The organism is Chromobacterium sp. Rain0013 (genome assembly GCF_015291765.1).
In the GTDB taxonomy this organism is placed as follows: Bacteria; Pseudomonadota; Gammaproteobacteria; order Burkholderiales; family Chromobacteriaceae; genus Chromobacterium; species Chromobacterium haemolyticum.
Window position 1 is genome coordinate 3,365,282 of sequence record NZ_CP031514.1, and the last position, 16,304, is coordinate 3,381,585.

The following is a 16,304-nucleotide window of genomic DNA, read 5'->3' on the forward strand; positions in this document are numbered from 1 at the left end:
AGCCACATGATAAGCGCATTGCGGGCTCAAGCAACGCCGAGCCTGTCATTGCGCCCAGGGGGTTTTCCCTCATGGGAAAGGCTATGACCGATATCAAGGCGACGAGGATCGGCTAGTCCTGGAGCAAGGGCGCGCAGGCGCGCAATTGCGCGCGCAGCCAATCATGGGCGGCGCTGCGGCCGTGCCGGGCGTGACTATAGACCTTGAGGGTGTAGGACGGAATATCGAAAGGCGCGGGGTGGACGACGATGGGCGCGGCCTGGCTCAAGGCCTCAGCCGCCAGCCGCGGCAGGGTCATGACCCAGTCTGACTCCGCGATGATGAAAGGCGCGGCCAGCACCGACGGCAGTTGCAGCGCCACGTCGCGGCGCAGGCCCCGCCGCTCCAGCGCCCGATCGATGCCGCCGCGGGTTTCGCCCCACGGCGTCACCACCACGTGGCGCGCCGCCAGGTATTGCTCCAGGCTGAGGCTGCCGCGAATGTCGGGGTGGGCGCGGCTGACGATGGCCACGTAGCGGTCCTCCAGCCAATCGAAGCTTTCGATCCCGGCAGCGGGTTCCGCGATGTCTTCTACATAGCCCAGGGCGAAGTCGATGCGTCCAGCGGCCAGATCCTCGGCGGACTCGCGGCCGCGCGAGTGCACCAGCTTGAATCGCAGCCGCGGCGCGGCCCGCTGCAAACCCGCCAGCAGGCGCGGCATCACCGCGAAGGCGGTGTAGTCGGTCACCGCCATCACGAAGGCGCGCTCGCTGCGTTCCGGCTGAAAGCCGCCGGCCTGAGCCAGCCCTTGCGACAGCGTTTCCAGCGCGGCGCTCACCGCGCCGGCCAGCCGCTCGGCGTAGGCCGTGGGCTGCATCGCATTGCCGATGCGGACGAAGAGATCGTCGCCCAAGGCGGCCCGCAGCCGCGCCAGCGCGTGGCTGAACGCGGACGGACTCATCGCCAGTTCGTCGGCGGCGGCGCTGACCGAGCGCTGGCGCAGCAGCGCGTCGAAGACCAGCAGCAGGTTGAGATCCAAACGGCGCAGATCGGAATGCAAAATGTTCATCATGAATTGAAAACAATGCAGCACATGCAGTTTGTCTTGGCCGTAGTATAGCGGTTTATCCGTTCACTACGATTCAGGCCCTGCCCATGTCCATCCACATCCGTCCCGCCCAGGCCCAAGACACCGGGCTGATTCTGCGCTTTATCAAGGAGCTGGCCGTTTACGAACGCGCCGGCGATCAGGTTGCCGCCACCGAGGCCGGCATCGTCGCCAGTCTGTTTGGCGCGGACAGCCCGGCGCGGGCGTTGATCTGCGAAGTGGACGGCGAGCCGGCCGGCTACGCCGTCTACTTCTTCAGCTACTCCACCTGGCAAGCCAAGAAGGGGCTGTACCTGGAGGATCTGTATATTTCGCCGCGGCAGCGCGGCGGCGGCGCCGGCAAGCTGATGCTGCGCCGCCTGGCACAGCTGGCGGTGGAGCAAGGCTGTGGCCGCTTTGAATGGAGCGTGCTGGACTGGAACCAGCCGGCCATCGATTTCTACCTGTCCATCGGCGCCAAGCCGCAGGCGGAATGGGTGCGCTACCGGATGGACGGCGCCGCCCTCTCCGACTTCGCCTCCGGCTAAATCTGCCCAATAGAACGCCTTTAGCTCTCGCGAGCAAGAGCGAGGCAAGGCGTTCTACGCGAAGCAGACCGTGAACGGGTTCTCAGCCGCTTACCGCCAGCACGGAGCAACCGGCGCCGCCCGCGCGGCTGACCCGGATCTGCACCGGGATGCGCTCCTTCAGCGCCTCCACATGACTGATCACGCCTATGGTTTTGCCGCCGGCATTGAGCGCGTCCAAAGCGTCCAGCGCCAGTTCCAGCGTTTCGCCGTCCAGGGTGCCGAAGCCTTCGTCCAGAAACAGGGAATCGATCGAGGTTTTGTGACTGGCCAGGTCGGATAGCGCCAGTGCCAGCGCCAGGCTGACCAGGAAACTTTCCCCGCCGGAGAGGGTACGGGTGTCCCGCGCCGCATCAGCCTGCCAGCTGTCTACAATTTCCAACTCCAACTCGCCGTCTGCGCGGCGGCGCAGCCAATAGCGGCCGTGCAGCCGGCTCAAATGGCGGTTGGCCAGCGTGACCAGATGCTCCAACGTCAGGCCTTGAGCAAAGCGGCGGTATTTGTCGCCGGCGGCGGAGCCGATCAAGCCGTTCAGCCGCTGCCAGACATCCGCCTCGTCGCGCAGGCCGTCGATGCGGGCAAACAGCTCTCGCTGGCCGTCACGGCGCGCGGCATCGTTGTTCAGCAAGGCGCGCAAGGCCCCGTCCTCGCCGGCCAGGCGTTGCCTCTCGGCGTCCAGCGCCTCCATTCGCTGGCGCAGCTCCGGCTCTGGTTGGTCTGAAACGTTTTCCCGCTCCAGCGTTTCCAGCCGTTCCGCTGCCTGCTGCCGCAACGCCGCAGCGCGTAGCCGCTCCTGTTCCAGTTGTCGGCTCAATGCGCCCAAACGCTCGCGCTCCTCCTCCGGCAAGGCCGCCGCCAGGAAGGCGGCGGCGTCCGCAAACGGGCTGGCGTCCAAGGTCCTGTCCCAAGCCTGCTCCGCCTCCTCCGCGCGTTGCCGTTGGCGCACGGCGTCGCTTTCCGTCCGTTCCAGCGCACCCCGATTCCGGGCCAAGCTCCGCGCCAGCGCCTCGCAATCCGCGACGGCGGCCAGCCAAGCGGCCTCGACGTCGGCATCGTCCGGCAAGGGCGCGCCGTCCGGCAGCTCCAGCTTCCGCCAACGCGCTTCCCAATCCGCAACGCGTTCGCCGGCCAACCGATGCGCGGCGGCCTGGACCTTCGCGTCTGCCTCCCCTTGCCGGCGGGCCTGCTCCAAATCCTTCCAGGCTTGCCAGTCGGCGGCGCGCTGTTCCAGCCAGCCCGCCTCCCGTCCGGATTCCGGCGCAACAAATCCCGCGGCGACGATGTCGGCGTCGCGCCCATCGGCCAGTTCCCGCAACTCGGCCTCGCGCTGCGCAAGCTCGCCCCGCAGCGTGTGCAGGCTTTGCTCCAGATTCTGCAGACCTTGTTGTTGCAACACCCGCTCCTGGCTCAGCGCCTGGACGGCCTCGCTCTGACGCCGCGCGTCCCCGCGCGCCTGTTCCAGCGCCGCTTCCGCCTGTTCCGCGGCGCGCAGCGCGCTTTCCTGCCGCTGTTGCAGCCGCTCGGCATCCTGGCTGACTTGTTCCAGCCTGGGCCCGCTCCAGTCCCCGTCCGTCAGCCCCCAGGGCGCGCCCTCGCTCAGCCATTGCTCAGCCAAACGCTCGCGGCGCGCTTGCTCCTGTTCCGTCGATTCATCCAACTGCCGCAGCCGCGCTTCGTCTCGCGCCAGTTGCGCCGCGGCCTGCTGGCCTTGTTCGCGCAGGGCTTCAAGCGCGGCCTCCTTGGCGTTCAAAGCCGCCTCGGCGGCGCCGATGTCCAGGGACTGATAAGCGGCCACCGCCGGGTGCTCGCTGGCGCCGCACAACGGGCAGGGTTCGCCCGGCCGCAAAGCGGCCCGGTGCTGCTCCAGGCTGAGAATACGCCGTTCCTGTTCCAGCAACCGCCGTTTGTCCGCCGCTTGCTCCTGCGCCTGTCGATAATCGGCGCGCAGCCGCTGCAAGTCCGCGTCATGGCGGGCATGTTCGGCTTCCAGCGCAGCCCTCTCCTCGCGCCGGCCGGCCAGCCGCGCTTCCAGCGGCTTCAGTTCGGCGGCCAACGTCGCCAGGCCGCGCAAAACCGTGGTTTGCCGCAGCGTAATCTGCCATTGCTCGCGCCATTCGGCCAGGCTGCGGCCGTCCAGCGCCGCGCGCCCGTTCTCTTCCACCCGCCGCAGCTGGTCGGCGGCCTCGAGGCCTCGCCGCTCCTGCGCCTCGACTTCCGCGCTCAAGGCCGCCAGATCCCGCCGCTGGCGCAGTGTTTGCGCGTCCAATTCCGCAATGCGCGCGGCGCAGCCGTCGCGCTGTTGGCGCAACCGTTCCTGTTGTTCGAAGCCGGCGCGCCAGCGTTCCAGCAGTTCGCCCAAACAAGCGTGATGCCCCAGACGCCGGGCGGCCGCCTCTTGCTCATCCGCCACGGCCTTGAGCGCGTCCAGACGCGCGCCTTCAGTCCGCTCCAACCGACGGGCCAGGCTCAAGGCTCGCCAGTGGCCGGCCTGCCAGTCGGTGTTCAACGCCGCTTGTTCTTGCCGCAGCGCCTGGCTCTCCGCCTCCAGACGCCGCAGTTCCGCCCGCGCCTGTTCCATTTCGCGCCACTGCGGCTGGATGCGCCGCGCCGGTTCGTCGCCACGCAAACGCGCCAGCTCCGGCTCCGCCTGCGCTTCTCGCTCGCAGGCTTCCCGCCATTCGCCGTCGGCTTTCGCGCTCTGACGCCGCGCCTGCTCAAGAGCTTCGCGCCACTGCCACTGCTTGCGCGCCAATTCCCAATCCGCCTGCGCCTGGCGCGAGGCCGCGCCAAGCTCGGCCAGCCTCGCTTCCATTTCCTCACGCTGCTCCGGCGCCAACAGTTCCACCCCGTCGGCGCGCGCCTGCCATTGCTCCAGGGTTTGACGGGCATCGCGGGCGCGTTCAAACACCTGTTGCGAGATCAACCCGTAGATTTCGCTGCCGGTCAGTTCCTCCAGCAATTCGGCCCGCGCATTGGAGTCGGCATTGAGGAAGGCGGCAAAGCCGCCTTGCGCCAACAACATGGATTTGGTGAAGCGCTCGTAATCCAGCCCGGTGATGGCTTCGATGCGCTTGAGCTTGTCCGCCACCTGGCTGCTGAGGATCTCGCCGTCGGCTTCGGCCAGCTCCACCTTGGGCGCCTGCAGCGCGCCGTCCGGCTTGTCGCGCGCGCGGCGCTGACTCCAGAAGGCGCGGTAACGCCGGCCTTTGACTTCGAACTCCACCTCCGCCAGGCAGTCCGCGGTGTGCCGGCTCATGATGTCGTTGCTGCCCTGGGTCACGGCGTCCAGCCGCGGCGTCTTGTGGTAAAGCGCCAGGCAGATGGCGTCCAGCAATGTGGATTTGCCGGCGCCGGTGGGGCCGGTGATGGCGAAGAGCCCGCTGCCGGCGAAGGGTTCGGCGCTGAAGTCCAGCTTCCACTCTCCTTGCAGCGAATTGAGGTTTTTCAGGCGCAGGGTCAAGATTTTCATGCCTGTTCCTCCTGCAGCGAGGCCAGGATTTCGCGGTAGCGCAAGCGCAATTGCTCCTGTAACGGCGGCTCCAGCGTTTCCAGCGCCAGCCGGCGCTCGAACACGTCCAGCGGCGTCAGCTCTGCCAGGGTTTCGCCGGCGGTCGAGGCTAGTCCTGAGGCGGCCTGCCCGCGCTCGCGCCGCACGCGCAACAGCTCTAGCGGCAGTTCCGCGCACATTGCCTGCGCGCGGGCGGACAGGTCGCTCAAGTAGTCGTCGGCGCTCACCACGACTTCCAGCCACACCGGCCGTTCGGCGGAGCCGGCTTCAACCGCCTCGGCCAACAGCGCCGGCAGCTGCGCCAGGCTGCCGCGCACCGAACGCAAGGGCTGGAAGCAAGGCACCTCCAGCGGCGTCACGCCGCGCAAGCCCTGGGCGTCCAGCTCCACCAAGAGCACCTCCTTGCCCTGGCCGGCTTCGTCGAAGCTCAGCGGGATGGGAGAGCCGCTGTAACGAATATGTTCGTGGCCGCCCACTTTCTGAGGCCGGTGGATGTGGCCGAGGGCAATGTAGTCAGCAGGCGGGAAGGCGTTGCTGGGGAAGGCCTCCAGCGCGCCAACGTAGATCTCGCGAACGGATTCGCTGGCGTTGGCGCCCACCGTGGTCAGATGGCCGCTGGCAATAATGGGCAGCGGCCGGCCCAGCCGCTCGCGCAGGCGGAGCGCCTGCCCGTACACCTGCTGGTAGCGCTCTCGGATGGCGTCCTGCAAGGATTGCTGCTTTTGCTCCGCGCTCTGGCCCGCCTGGCTGCGCAACACGTCGCGCGGGCGGATATAGGGCAGCGCGCACAGCAACGCGCCCGGTTCGCCGTCTCGGCGTTTGAGGATCAACACTTGTTCTGCAGGGTCTTCGCTCAGGGCCGGCACCACGCAAGCGGACAGATAGGACAGCAGCGCGCGGCTTTCCGCCAGCGTGGCCACGGAGTCGTGGTTGCCGCCCAACAGCACCAGTTGCACGCCGGCACGGTGAGCCTGGGCGATCAGGCCGTTGTAGAGCTCGCGCGCATAGCTGGGCGGCGCGCCAGTGTCGAAGATGTCTCCGGCCACCAGCACGGCATCGGCCTGGCGACTTTCCGCCTGCTCCAGCAGCCAGTGGATGAAGGCCTGGTGCTCCGCCAGGCGGGTTTTGCCGATGAAATGCTGGCCCAGGTGCCAGTCCGAGGTGTGGAGAATGCGCATGCCGGCCGCTCAATGGAATCAATGCCCGGCAGTTTACCCGCTTGCCGGGCCTCGTCCAGCCCTGGGCCTCGGCTCAGTCGCCCCACTTGAGGCTGAGACCCAGCCCCTGGCAGTTTCTATCGTCCGGCGCGCAATTGCTGCTGCGGGTGTGCAGCTGCAACGCGCTGTCCGCGCACTGCGGCGCATAGGGGTCCTGGTCGCAGTGCTTTGCGCTGCCCATGGGCGAGCGCGGAGCGGGAATGTGGCTGCGTTCCGCGTTCTTGGGCTCGCAATAGGCGTAGCCGGGATGGCTTTGGCAATCCACGGGCGTCTTGGGCTCCTGCTTGCTTTGCAGCGCCTGGTCCGCCAGCCTGCGGGTTTGTTCGGACGGCGGATAGCTGAAGCGCTTGCTGTCATACCCCTGGCTCCAGCCCGGCAGCGGCTTGACCGCCGGGCTGGGCGCTTCGGTCGGAGCCGGTTTGAGATCCAGGTCCAGCGCCAGGCTGGGGCCTGCCAGGCCCAGCGCGGCCAGCAGCAGACCAAGGGTAAGGGTGGGAGATGCTCTCATTGGAACCTTTCCCCGTTCCGCGATATTGATTTCCCGCGCCATAGGCGCGACGGGAACGGTGTGAATGAAGACAGGGGACGGGCAAGCAGAATAGAGCCATGAAACACCGCCAAGTTCCGCCCGAGCGCGCGATCCATACACACAGACGCCATGCTGTAGGCATGGACAGCGACAGCCATCGCGCCCAGAATGCCGCTGATTCTTCAACTACCCTTGCCCAGCGCCATGCATCAAGCCGAATCCTTAGCCCTGCTGCGCCGCATTGATCGGCGCGTGCGTCAACAGTTGGCGCCGCAGGCGGCCGCCATCGACCAACAAGCGCTCTACCCCCAGGCCATGCTGCGCGGCCTGGGCGAGGACGGCGCCTACGCCGCCCTGTTGCCCGCCGAGCAAGGCGGCAGCGGCCTGGGCCTGGCCACGCTGATGGCCTCAATCTCCGAGGTGGGCGCGGCGTGCGGCAGCACCGCCTTCCTCGCCTGGTGTCAAAGCGCTTGCGTCTACTTGCTGCGCCATGCCGCGCCGCGGGAGGAGTTGAGCGCGATGCTGTCCGAGCTGGCCGCCGGCCGCAGGCTGGGCGGCCCCGGCCTGTCCAACGCCATCAAACACCTTGCCGGCCTGGAAGCTATGCGCTTGCGCGCCGAGCTCTGCCCTCGGGGGTATCGGATCAGCGGAGAACTGCCGTGGGTGTCCAACCTAGGCGCCGGCCATCTGTTCGTCGCGGCGGCAAGCTGCTCCGACGGCGGCAAACTGGTTTTCCTCGCAGACTGCGATGCCCCAGGGGTACGGTTGAACGCCGGCCCGCCCATCGCTGGCATGAGCGGTACCCGCACCTTGTGCGTGAAGCTGGATCAGGTGTTGATTCCTTCGGAACGCGTACTGGCAGAACCGGCGGCCTTCGTCGGCTTCATCCGCCGCGTGCGCCCCGGCTTCGTACTGGCTCAAGCGGCGGTAGGCCTGGGCATCGTGCAGGGTTGTCTGGACGACATCCAGGCCGCCAACCTGCGCGATGGCGAGCAAAACCGCTGGTTGGATCATTCTTATGAGGAGTTGGCGGCGGAACTGGCCGCGCTGTGGCGCGAGGCAAAAACGCTGGCGCCGCTGGCGGAGGCGGGCCAGGCCGCGCCTCCTCGCGTGTTGCGGCTGCGCGCAGAGGTCAGCGAACTATGCCTGCGCGCGGCGATGTCGGCCCAATTGCACGCCGGCGCCGCCGGCTATTTGCTGTCGAGCCCGGCGCAACGCCGGCTGCGCGAAGCCAGCTTCATCGCCATCGTGACGCCTACGCTGAAGCAGCTGCGCCGCGAGATTCACCACGCGGAACAGCCGCAGCCGGCTTAGAACTGGTTCAATGTCAGCCGCACATCGACGGCGCAGGCTTTGCGCTCAAAATGTTGGGTTGGCGCTTAGAACCTGTTCATAGTCTCGCGAGCAAGAGCGAGACAAGGCGAAAACCAGCGAAAAAGCGGAATGGCCAATTGGTACATGAGCATTTTGAGCTTGTACTCACCGTGCAACGCTTCACGAAGCGCAGCAGACTTTGAACAGTTTCTTAGTGGCGCAGGTAAGCAAACAGCGCCACCAATGCGATACAAGCGATCAGCGCCGCATGCAGCAAAACTTCCTCTTGCCGGGCGCTGAGCCTCCATTTGGCCTGGCGCTTGGCGCCAGCCAAGGATATATGAGGCGAAAAATGCTGATAAAACGCGTTGGGACTTCGATCCGCGGAGTCGGAATGGCCGCTTTTCATGAGAAATAACTCTGAAGTTGTCGGGTGTAAGCAATTTTACACCCGCCACTCTATGCTTTTTACATTTTTTTCACAAGCTCGGCTTGCCGACAGCCCGTCCAGCGCTTTATTCGCAGCCGGACTGACCCAGGTCAAACACCAACACCGCCCGCCTGGAAGCCCGCCAGCACATTCACCGCGTTGACGCCGATGTCGTCCACCATATAGCCCCCCTCCATCACAAACAAGGTCGGCAGACCCAGTTCGGCTATGCGCGCTCCCAAACGCAGGAAGTCCTCGCTCTCCAGACGGAACTGACTGATCGGATCATCCTTGAAGGTGTCCACGCCCAACGAGACCACCAGCGCATCCGGCGCATAGGCGGCTATCCGACCGCAAGCATGGTTCAAGGCTTCGCTGTAGGCCGGCCAACCGGTGCCATGCGGCAGCGGGTAATTGTGATTGAAGCCCAGGCCGGAACCCGCCCCGGTTTCGTCGCGATGGCCGGAAAAATACGGATAGGAATATTTGGGATCGCCGTGCAGGGACAGGAACATCACGTCCTCACGCTGGTAGAAAATGCTCTGCCCTCCGTTGCCGTGATGGTAATCCACATCCAGCAAAGCCACCTTGCCGGCACCGCCGTCCAGGCAGGACTGCGCGGCGATCGCCGCATTGTTCAGATAGCAATAACCGCCCATATACTCCGCCGCCGCGTGATGGCCGGGCGGCCTGCACAAGGCGAAGGCGCTTCTCTCGCCTGCCAGTAAAGCATCCATTCCGGTCAAGGCTACGTCGGCGCTGGCGCGCGCCGCTTTCCAGGTTCCCGCGGTGATCGCCACCCCGGCGTCCATCGCGTAAAAACCCAATTTGCCATCGATAAACTCCGGCTCGATATCGCCGCGCAGATCGCGCACCGGCCAAATCAACGGCAGCGCATCATGGCTGCGCCCGCTTGCTGTCCACTCATCCCAGGCCCGCTCCAAAAAACGAACATAGCGCGGGCTGTGAACCCGGGCGTAGCGCGCGCTGTCGTATTCACGCGGCGCGGCCACCGGGCCCAGCCCCGTCGCCCTCACGCGCGCCAAGATGGTATCCGCCCGCCCCGGTTGCTCAAAACAAGGCATCAACACCCCATCCTTCAACTCGCAACCGTGATGCAGATGGTGCGCGTCACTGTAAATTGTCAGCATCGTCAGCCCTCCTTGCTTGCTTTTCGAATAAATAAGGAAAGACCCAGTATGCGCCGCGGCCGCTGGAATAGTTTTGCTTTTACGCCGCCTCAGGCGCTAATCTGGAGCAAGAAATCAACGATATTGTCGGAAATTGAGTATGAACAGACTCAAAAATTCACTAGATGAAACGGATCTAACTCTTCTAAGGCTGTTGCAACAGGATGGCGCCATGTCCAATCCCAAGCTGGCCGAGCGGCTATCCCTCAGCGTAACTCCATGCTGGCGCCGCCTGAAACGGCTGGAGGAAGCCGGCTACATCAAGGACTATCAGGCCAATCTGGACCGCCGCAAACTGGGCTACGACGTACTGGCCTTCGTCCGGCTCAGCTTCGGAGAACACGCCGATGATGCCCCCAACCGCTTTGAAGATCAGATGCGAGAGCGCCCGGAAGTGCTGTCCTGCCACAAAATCACCGGCGACGCCGACTACCTGCTGCAAGTAGTCGCGCCCAATCTGGACGCGTACAGCGACTTCATCGAGACCGTGTTGCGCCGCACGCCGGGCCTGCACTCCATCCATTCCAGCCTGGCGCTGCGCGAAGTCAAAGCCGGCAGCCGGCTCCCCATCTAACAAGGAGAACCGCCCATGATTACCGTCCATCACTTGAACAACTCCCGCTCGCAACGCGTGCTCTGGCTGCTGGAGGAGTTGAATCTTCACTACCAAATTCAACACTACCAGCGCGATCCGTACACCTGCTTGCTCCGCCGGAACTCAAGGCGATACATCCGCTGGGCAAGTCTCCGGTGATCAGCGACGGCGAACTGAGCTTGGCCGAGTCTGGCGCCATCGTCGAATACCTAGTGGACACCTACGGCTCAGGACGGCTCAAACCCGCCTCAGCCGCGCCGGAACACAGCGATTACCTGTTTTGGCTACATCACGCCGAAGGCTCGCTGATGCCGCCGCTGGTGATGAGCCTGGTGTTCTCGCGCTTGGACCAGCCGCCGGTGCCTTGGCTGCTGCGGGCATTGGCGCGCAAATTGGCAGACGGCGTCCGCCACGCCTATTTGAAGCCTCAATTGGATGCGCTGTTGAGTCATGCCGACCGCAGCCTGGCTCGCAACGGCTGGTTTGCCGGCCCCGTTTTCAGCGCCGCCGACATCCAGATGAGTTTTCCGCTGGAGGCGGCGCGCGCGCGCGGCCTTCTGACGCAAGAGCATCCTCATGTGCTGGACTTCCTGCAACGCATCCACGCCCGCCCGGCTTATCAAATCGCGCTGGAAAAAGGCGGACCTTACGCTTACGGCGCCGATTGAAGGCGTGATATTAATTAACGTCAAAGCCAGAGAATATCTCCAACATGGGCCGGCTTGCTCAAGACAATGCAGCCCGCGTTTTCATTTCCCTCCATGCTCACGGCTTATTTAGTGTTGCGGCGCACACAAAAATGTAAAAAAGTCTGATTAAGGATTGCCTATCCTCTCAAAGCCCCCTATAATCCGGGCATCTCAAATACTGCAAAGGTTCATCGTGGACAACGACGGAAGTAGTCGATCTTGTATCGCAACGCCGTCTTGCAGGATTTAGCAGAACCTTTTCTCTGCCACATCCTGCAATGACAGGGTGTGGTGTCTAAAAATTCGGCAACAACGCACATCAGCGGCGCGCCTATTGCGCAGTCCAGTGCGAGCCGGAACCCAGGCCAAACGGCCTCCCATTTCAGACATCCCCAGATTCGCGCCGCACGGGCGGTTTGCCGCCTCATTGCGCACGGATTCCCTTTGACGGCGCTTGCCTTCGGATCTTCGTCGCGTCCTCCTTGCATCGCCAACGGGAGGAATCATCATGCGCTTGATCACCAAACTGGCAGCCTTGCTGCGCCCAGGCAAAACCATCGCCCCGGCCGCCGTTTATCAGTTGAACATTTTTTGCGTCCATGCGGACCTGACCATGCTGCGCGTACAAGCAGCCAAACAGCTGCACGCCCGCGGCCTGGAAGTGGAACGCATCGCCCTGACCGCCGGCGACAACGACCTGGCCTGTTTGAGCGTGCTGTTCGCTTGCCCCGATGTGGCTAGCCGTTGCCTGAATCAGCTCGCCGCGCATTTTTGCCAGCTGCCGCAGGTGAACCGAGTTCACTGGGCGCGCCACGCACAGCGCCCGCGCGTGCCCAATCGCGCCTTTTTGCTGGCCCAACGTGCCCACTTGGCACACTGACCAGCCCCAATTCTTTCCGGGCGCGGGCAAATCCGCGCGCATTCTTGAAACGCACACGCTGCCAGCCAGCAGGAGGTTCTGATGTTGATTGAAGACCCTGAACCGCGACCGCGCCGGCCTTTGGCGTATTGCTGATCTGAGCCTCTCCCTTATTGCGACAGCGGGACCGGCCAATTAGCCGCCGCCGACCATCGCAATCGACCCTTGAATATATTTTCATTTCTGCGTCTATAAAACACAGAAAGGGAATAATGCTGTCTGTCGCATTTTCAAAATGAAAATGAGGGAGTGAAACATGCGCCACAATAAACTGGCTTGGTTATTTAATTATCTCGCGCGCACCCCAAGCAAACGCCAAGACGAAACCAGCTGCCATCTGAATGTGATTTGCGACATCCCGGTGATTACCGCGCTGCGCAAACAATTATTCTGGGAAATGCACACTCTGGGCCTGACGGCGACCCACGTCACCATCACACCCGCCTCCGCCGCAGGACAAGCCTGCCTGAGCGTACGGCTGGATTGCCCTGTGGCCCTGCGCCGCGCCTTCAACGAAATGGCGCTGCGCCTGAGCAAAATACCGGAAATCCATCGAGTGCGCTGGGGCCGTCGCAAGCCGGAGACGCGGGCAACGCCCCGTCGCTGGGCGGCCAGCGCCTGAGCATTCGATCAATGTCCGCCGCGCTGTTGCGCGCCGTTTAACCCTCTTCGCCACGAAAGGCCAGCCATGTCTGAAGAACCGGAACCCCGATCTTGCAGACCCGAGGCCGCCCGCACCGCCTGATCTCCCCCGCCTGACGGCGGCGAGATAGGCTCGCGCGCCTCGCCACCGTCAAACACAACCCTGTCATTGCCTGCATGCCGTAAGGCAGGGACCGGCACGTCCTCACACGACGGAAGCCGGATTGCAAGGAGATCGCCATGAACGACATCATCCGCCACAACATCCGGCCGCAGCGTTATCAGCTGTCGGTCATCTGCCCCACGCAAGCGGTGAAGGCCGCCCGCCGGGAAATCCGTGCCGCCGCGCAAGGGCACGGGCTGAAAGTGTCCAGCTGGAACGAAACCCTGCTGGTGGGCGAGTGCCAGGCCTCCGGCGCGCCCGCCAACTGGATGCTGGCCACGGAGTTCCGCTCCCGCAGCGACGCCTCCATGCACTTTCTCGAGGCCATCATGCAAAGGCTAGGCAATCTGCCGCTGGCCCGGGTCCGACTGGACATTTTGCCCGGTCAGGTCCGGCCAGAGTGGTCCGCCGGGGTCCGCCCTCTGGCTCAACCCTGATTCATCGTCCCACGCCGGCCTCCGCTCTTCCGCGGCGGCGCGGGATTTTCAAGCTCCCATTTCTTACAAGGAAACACCATGACTGACGACAGTTACCCGCGACCGCCCGCCCTGCACACACAGACAACAACGCAGGCGGGCGCCCACCTCGAACCTAGAACACCCGCAACACCCCCCGTGCTGCGTCCGCCAGATATCCGGCCGGCCTGAAAAGCCCCAGCCGTACTGCGCGGGACACGCGCGCAGGAGACGAAACAATGACGAAACACACTAGCAGCCGACACAAGCTGAAAGGCTATGTAGCCACCCCTAGCGCAAAACAGGAAAAACCGGTCATCCGCGCGGTACAGGAAGCCGACAGCTCCGTAGAAGAAACCCTGCAACGCGTACGCGGCCACCAAGACGGCCTGACCATGGCGGAGGCGCATCAGCGCTACGCCCAGTTCGGCCCCAACGAAGTGGCTCACGACAAGGCGCCGCACCCGCTGATTCAACTGGCGCAAGCCTTCAAGAACCCCTTTGTCGTCGTCCTGATGGTGCTTGCCGCCATCAGCTATTTCACCGACGTCTATTTCGCCACCCCAGGCGACGAAGAGTGGACCGGCATCATCATCTTGCTAACCATGGTGGGCATCAGCGGCCTGCTGCGGTTCTGGCAGGAATTCCGCTCCGCCAAGGCGGCGGAAAAGCTCAAATCGCTGGTGCGCAATACGGCCACCGTACAGCGCCGCCCGGCCAACGGCAGCAGCCCCATTCGCCAGGAAATCGCGATGAGCGAACTGGTGGTCGGCGACATCGTCCACCTGCAAGCCGGCGACATGATCCCCGCCGACATCAAGTTGCTGGAGTCCCGCGACTTGTTCATCAGCCAGGCAGTGCTGACCGGCGAAGCGCTGCCGGTGGAAAAGTACGACACCCTGGGCGCGGTGGCGGAGAAGTCCGCCAACGGTCAAGCCAATGGCGATACGGACCTGCTAGACCTGCCCAATATCTGCTTCATGGGCACTAATGTGGTCAGCGGCAAGGCCTCCGCTCTCGTAGTGGCCACCGGCACCGATACCTATTTCGGCTCGCTGGCCCGCAGCGTGGTCAGCCACAAACGCGTGGAAACCAGCTTCGACCGCGGCGTCAGCAGCGTATCCTGGCTGCTGATCCGCTTCATGCTGGTGATGGTGCCCGTGGTATTCATGATCAACGGCTTGACCAAGGGCGACTGGATGTCCGCCCTCACCTTCGCGCTGGCGGTGGCCGTGGGCCTGACCCCGGAAATGCTGCCCATGATCGTGTCCGCCAACCTGGCCAAGGGCGCGGTGGCGATGGCGCGGCGCAAGGTTGTGGTCAAACGCCTGAACTCGGTGCAGAACTTCGGCGCAATGGACGTGCTGTGCACCGACAAGACCGGCACCCTGACCCAGGACAAGATCATCCTGGAGCACCATTACAATATCCATGGGCTCAAAGACGAGGGCGTGCTGCAACTGGCCTGGCTGAACAGCTTCCACCAGAGTGGCATGAAGAACCTGATGGATATTGCCGTGGTGGAACACGCCGACGAACTGGGTGACCGCGTCAAACCCAGCGGCTACAGCAAGGTCGACGAAATGCCGTTTGATTTCGTGCGCCGCCGGCTGTCGGTGATCGTGGAAAACCAGCGCGGCCGCCAGTTGATGATCTCCAAGGGCGCGGTGGAAGAAATGCTGGCCGTCTCCAGCCATGTTCAGGACGGCGAACAGATCAAACCGCTGACCGCCGAGGAGCGCGCCGCCCTGCTCAAGCGCAGCCAGGACTATAACGCCGAGGGCTATCGCGTGTTGCTGGTCGCCACCCGCGACATTCCGGCAGAAGAAGCCAAGCGCAACTACAAAACCAATGACGAAGCCCAATTGGTGGTACGCGGCTTCCTGACCTTCCTCGACCCGCCGAAGGACTCCGCGGCTCCGGCCATCCGCGCGCTGAAGGAATACGGCGTGGCGGTCAAAGTCCTGACTGGCGACAACCCCATCATCACCGCCAAAGTATGCCGCGACGTTGGCCTCAGCCCCGGCGTGCCCTTGGTAGGCAAAGACATCGAGGCGATGGACGATGTGGCGCTGTGCAGCGCGGTCAAACACACCACTATCTTCGCCAAACTGACCCCGCTGCAAAAGTCCCGCGTGGTCAAAGCCCTGCAGGCCAACGGCCACACCGTGGGCTTCCTGGGCGACGGCATCAACGATGCGCCGGCGCTGCGCGACGCCGACGTCGGCATCTCGGTGGACAGCGGCGCGGACATCGCCAAGGAAACCGCGGACATCATCCTGCTGGAAAAGAGCCTGATGGTGCTGGAAGAAGGCGTGATCAAGGGCCGGGAAACCTTCGGCAATATTCTCAAGTACCTGAACATGACCGCCAGCTCCAACTTCGGCAACGTGTTCTCGGTGCTGGTTGCCTCGGCCTGGCTGCCGTGGGAGCCGATGCTGGCGATGCATCTCTTGATCCAGAACCTGATCTACGACGTATCGCAGATGGTCCTGCCGTGGGACAAGATGGATCCGGAGTTCCTGAAAAAACCGCGCAAGTGGGAAGCCAACAACATCAAGCGCTTCATGCTGTGGTTGGGGCCCACCTCCTCGGTATTCGACATCACCACCTACACGCTGATGTGGACGGTGTTCGGCGCCGGCGCGGCCTACTACGCCGGCCTGGCCCACGGCGTCAGCGACGGCGGCGCCAACATCATGCACTCCGGCTGGTTCATCGAAGGCCTGGTCTCGCAAACCCTGGTGGTGCACATGCTGCGCACGCGCAAGATCCCCTTCCTGCAAAGCACCGCCTCGCTGCCGGTCATGCTGTCCACCTCGGTGGCCATCGCCATCGGTTGCTACCTGCCGTTCTCGTCGCTGGCGGAAAGCATTGGCTTCATCAAGCTGGACACCAGCTACTTCTGGTGGTTGCTGGCCACCATGATGGGTTATATGACGCTGACTCAAATCGTCAAAACCATTTACATCAAACGCTACGGCCGCTGGTTCTAAGAAC

At 64.0% G+C, this 16,304-nt stretch carries 13 protein-coding genes; 8 read left to right on the forward strand and 5 right to left on the reverse strand.

The annotated features are described in order from the left end of the window. Nucleotides 1-112: 112 nt before the first annotated feature. Nucleotides 113-1,051 (reverse strand): LysR family transcriptional regulator, encoded by a 939-nt coding sequence (locus tag DXT74_RS15505; RefSeq protein ID WP_231138196.1) that lies wholly within the window; start codon nt 1,049-1,051, stop codon nt 113-115. Between the two features lie 83 nt (nt 1,052-1,134). Between DXT74_RS15505 and DXT74_RS15510 the strand changes: the two genes are divergently transcribed. Then, on the forward strand, nt 1,135-1,614 hold the full coding sequence (locus DXT74_RS15510; RefSeq protein WP_194426420.1) for a GNAT family N-acetyltransferase: 480 nt from the start codon (nt 1,135-1,137) through the stop codon (nt 1,612-1,614). 82 nt (nt 1,615-1,696) lie between these two features. Here DXT74_RS15510 and sbcC read toward each other — a convergent pair whose 3' ends face one another. From sbcC to DXT74_RS15525, 3 genes are all read right to left on the reverse strand, one after another. Beyond that, nucleotides 1,697-5,122 carry an exonuclease subunit SbcC gene (gene sbcC / locus DXT74_RS15515; protein ID WP_194426421.1) on the reverse strand — a complete coding sequence of 1,142 codons (3,426 nt, stop codon included), beginning with the start codon at nt 5,120-5,122 and terminating at the stop codon, nt 1,697-1,699. Continuing rightward, nucleotides 5,119-6,339 (reverse strand): exonuclease subunit SbcD, encoded by a 1,221-nt coding sequence (sbcD, locus tag DXT74_RS15520; protein WP_194426422.1) that lies wholly within the window; start codon nt 6,337-6,339, stop codon nt 5,119-5,121. The genes sbcC and sbcD overlap by 4 nt, the downstream gene beginning before the upstream one ends. Nucleotides 6,340-6,412: 73 nt before the next feature. Next, nucleotides 6,413-6,886 carry a hypothetical protein gene (locus DXT74_RS15525; RefSeq protein WP_194426423.1) on the reverse strand — a complete coding sequence of 158 codons (474 nt, stop codon included), beginning with the start codon at nt 6,884-6,886 and terminating at the stop codon, nt 6,413-6,415. 189 nt (nt 6,887-7,075) lie between these two features. Between DXT74_RS15525 and DXT74_RS15530 the strand changes: the two genes are divergently transcribed. Next, on the forward strand, nt 7,076-8,221 hold the full coding sequence (locus DXT74_RS15530; protein ID WP_114154391.1) for an acyl-CoA dehydrogenase family protein: 1,146 nt from the start codon (nt 7,076-7,078) through the stop codon (nt 8,219-8,221). 540 nt (nt 8,222-8,761) lie between these two features. Here the strand turns inward: DXT74_RS15530 and DXT74_RS15535 are convergent. Continuing rightward, a complete protein-coding gene (locus DXT74_RS15535; protein WP_114152398.1) occupies nt 8,762-9,802 on the reverse strand; it encodes a histone deacetylase family protein in 1,041 nt (346 codons plus the stop codon). A 139-nt stretch (nt 9,803-9,941) separates the two neighbouring features. Here DXT74_RS15535 and DXT74_RS15540 point away from each other — a divergent pair, with 139 nt between their 5' ends. From DXT74_RS15540 to mgtA, 6 genes are all read left to right on the forward strand, one after another. Further along, complete coding sequence (locus tag DXT74_RS15540; protein ID WP_176219467.1) at nt 9,942-10,415, forward strand: Lrp/AsnC family transcriptional regulator; 474 nt, start codon at nt 9,942-9,944, stop codon at nt 10,413-10,415. A 176-nt stretch (nt 10,416-10,591) separates the two neighbouring features. Beyond that, nucleotides 10,592-11,104, forward strand: coding sequence for a glutathione binding-like protein (locus DXT74_RS15545; protein ID WP_231138345.1), 513 nt, complete (start codon nt 10,592-10,594; stop codon nt 11,102-11,104). Between the two features lie 529 nt (nt 11,105-11,633). Then, nucleotides 11,634-12,005: a hypothetical protein gene (locus DXT74_RS15550; protein ID WP_043641871.1), complete on the forward strand. Its 372-nt coding sequence runs from the start codon at nt 11,634-11,636 to the stop codon at nt 12,003-12,005. A 295-nt stretch (nt 12,006-12,300) separates the two neighbouring features. Beyond that, nucleotides 12,301-12,666 (forward strand): hypothetical protein, encoded by a 366-nt coding sequence (locus tag DXT74_RS15555; RefSeq protein WP_081554739.1) that lies wholly within the window; start codon nt 12,301-12,303, stop codon nt 12,664-12,666. A gap of 260 nt (nt 12,667-12,926) precedes the next feature. Further along, a complete protein-coding gene (locus DXT74_RS15560) occupies nt 12,927-13,286 on the forward strand; it encodes a hypothetical protein (protein WP_043641870.1) in 360 nt (119 codons plus the stop codon). Nucleotides 13,287-13,543: 257 nt separating this feature from the next. Further along, nucleotides 13,544-16,300, forward strand: coding sequence for a magnesium-translocating P-type ATPase (gene mgtA, locus DXT74_RS15565; protein ID WP_052370975.1), 2,757 nt, complete (start codon nt 13,544-13,546; stop codon nt 16,298-16,300). Nucleotides 16,301-16,304 lie beyond the last annotated feature (4 nt).

Bases quoted from the DNA above. Each gene is read 5' to 3' on its own strand.
- sbcC (WP_194426421.1), bottom strand. From the start codon at position 5,122: ATGAAAATCTTGACCCTGCGCCTGAAAAACCTCAATTCGCTGCAAGGA.
- DXT74_RS15525 (WP_194426423.1), bottom strand. From the start codon at position 6,886: ATGAGAGCATCTCCCACCCTTACCCTTGGTCTGCTGCTGGCCGCGCTG.
- DXT74_RS15560 (WP_043641870.1), top strand. From the start codon at position 12,927: ATGAACGACATCATCCGCCACAACATCCGGCCGCAGCGTTATCAGCTG.
- DXT74_RS15540 (WP_176219467.1), top strand. From the start codon at position 9,942: ATGAACAGACTCAAAAATTCACTAGATGAAACGGATCTAACTCTTCTA.
- mgtA (WP_052370975.1), top strand. From the start codon at position 13,544: ATGACGAAACACACTAGCAGCCGACACAAGCTGAAAGGCTATGTAGCC.
- DXT74_RS15555 (WP_081554739.1), top strand. From the start codon at position 12,301: ATGCGCCACAATAAACTGGCTTGGTTATTTAATTATCTCGCGCGCACC.
- DXT74_RS15510 (WP_194426420.1), top strand. From the start codon at position 1,135: ATGTCCATCCACATCCGTCCCGCCCAGGCCCAAGACACCGGGCTGATT.
- DXT74_RS15530 (WP_114154391.1), top strand. From the start codon at position 7,076: ATGCCGCTGATTCTTCAACTACCCTTGCCCAGCGCCATGCATCAAGCC.
- DXT74_RS15535 (WP_114152398.1), bottom strand. From the start codon at position 9,802: ATGCTGACAATTTACAGTGACGCGCACCATCTGCATCACGGTTGCGAG.
- DXT74_RS15505 (WP_231138196.1), bottom strand. From the start codon at position 1,051: ATGATGAACATTTTGCATTCCGATCTGCGCCGTTTGGATCTCAACCTG.
- DXT74_RS15550 (WP_043641871.1), top strand. From the start codon at position 11,634: ATGCGCTTGATCACCAAACTGGCAGCCTTGCTGCGCCCAGGCAAAACC.
- sbcD (WP_194426422.1), bottom strand. From the start codon at position 6,339: ATGCGCATTCTCCACACCTCGGACTGGCACCTGGGCCAGCATTTCATC.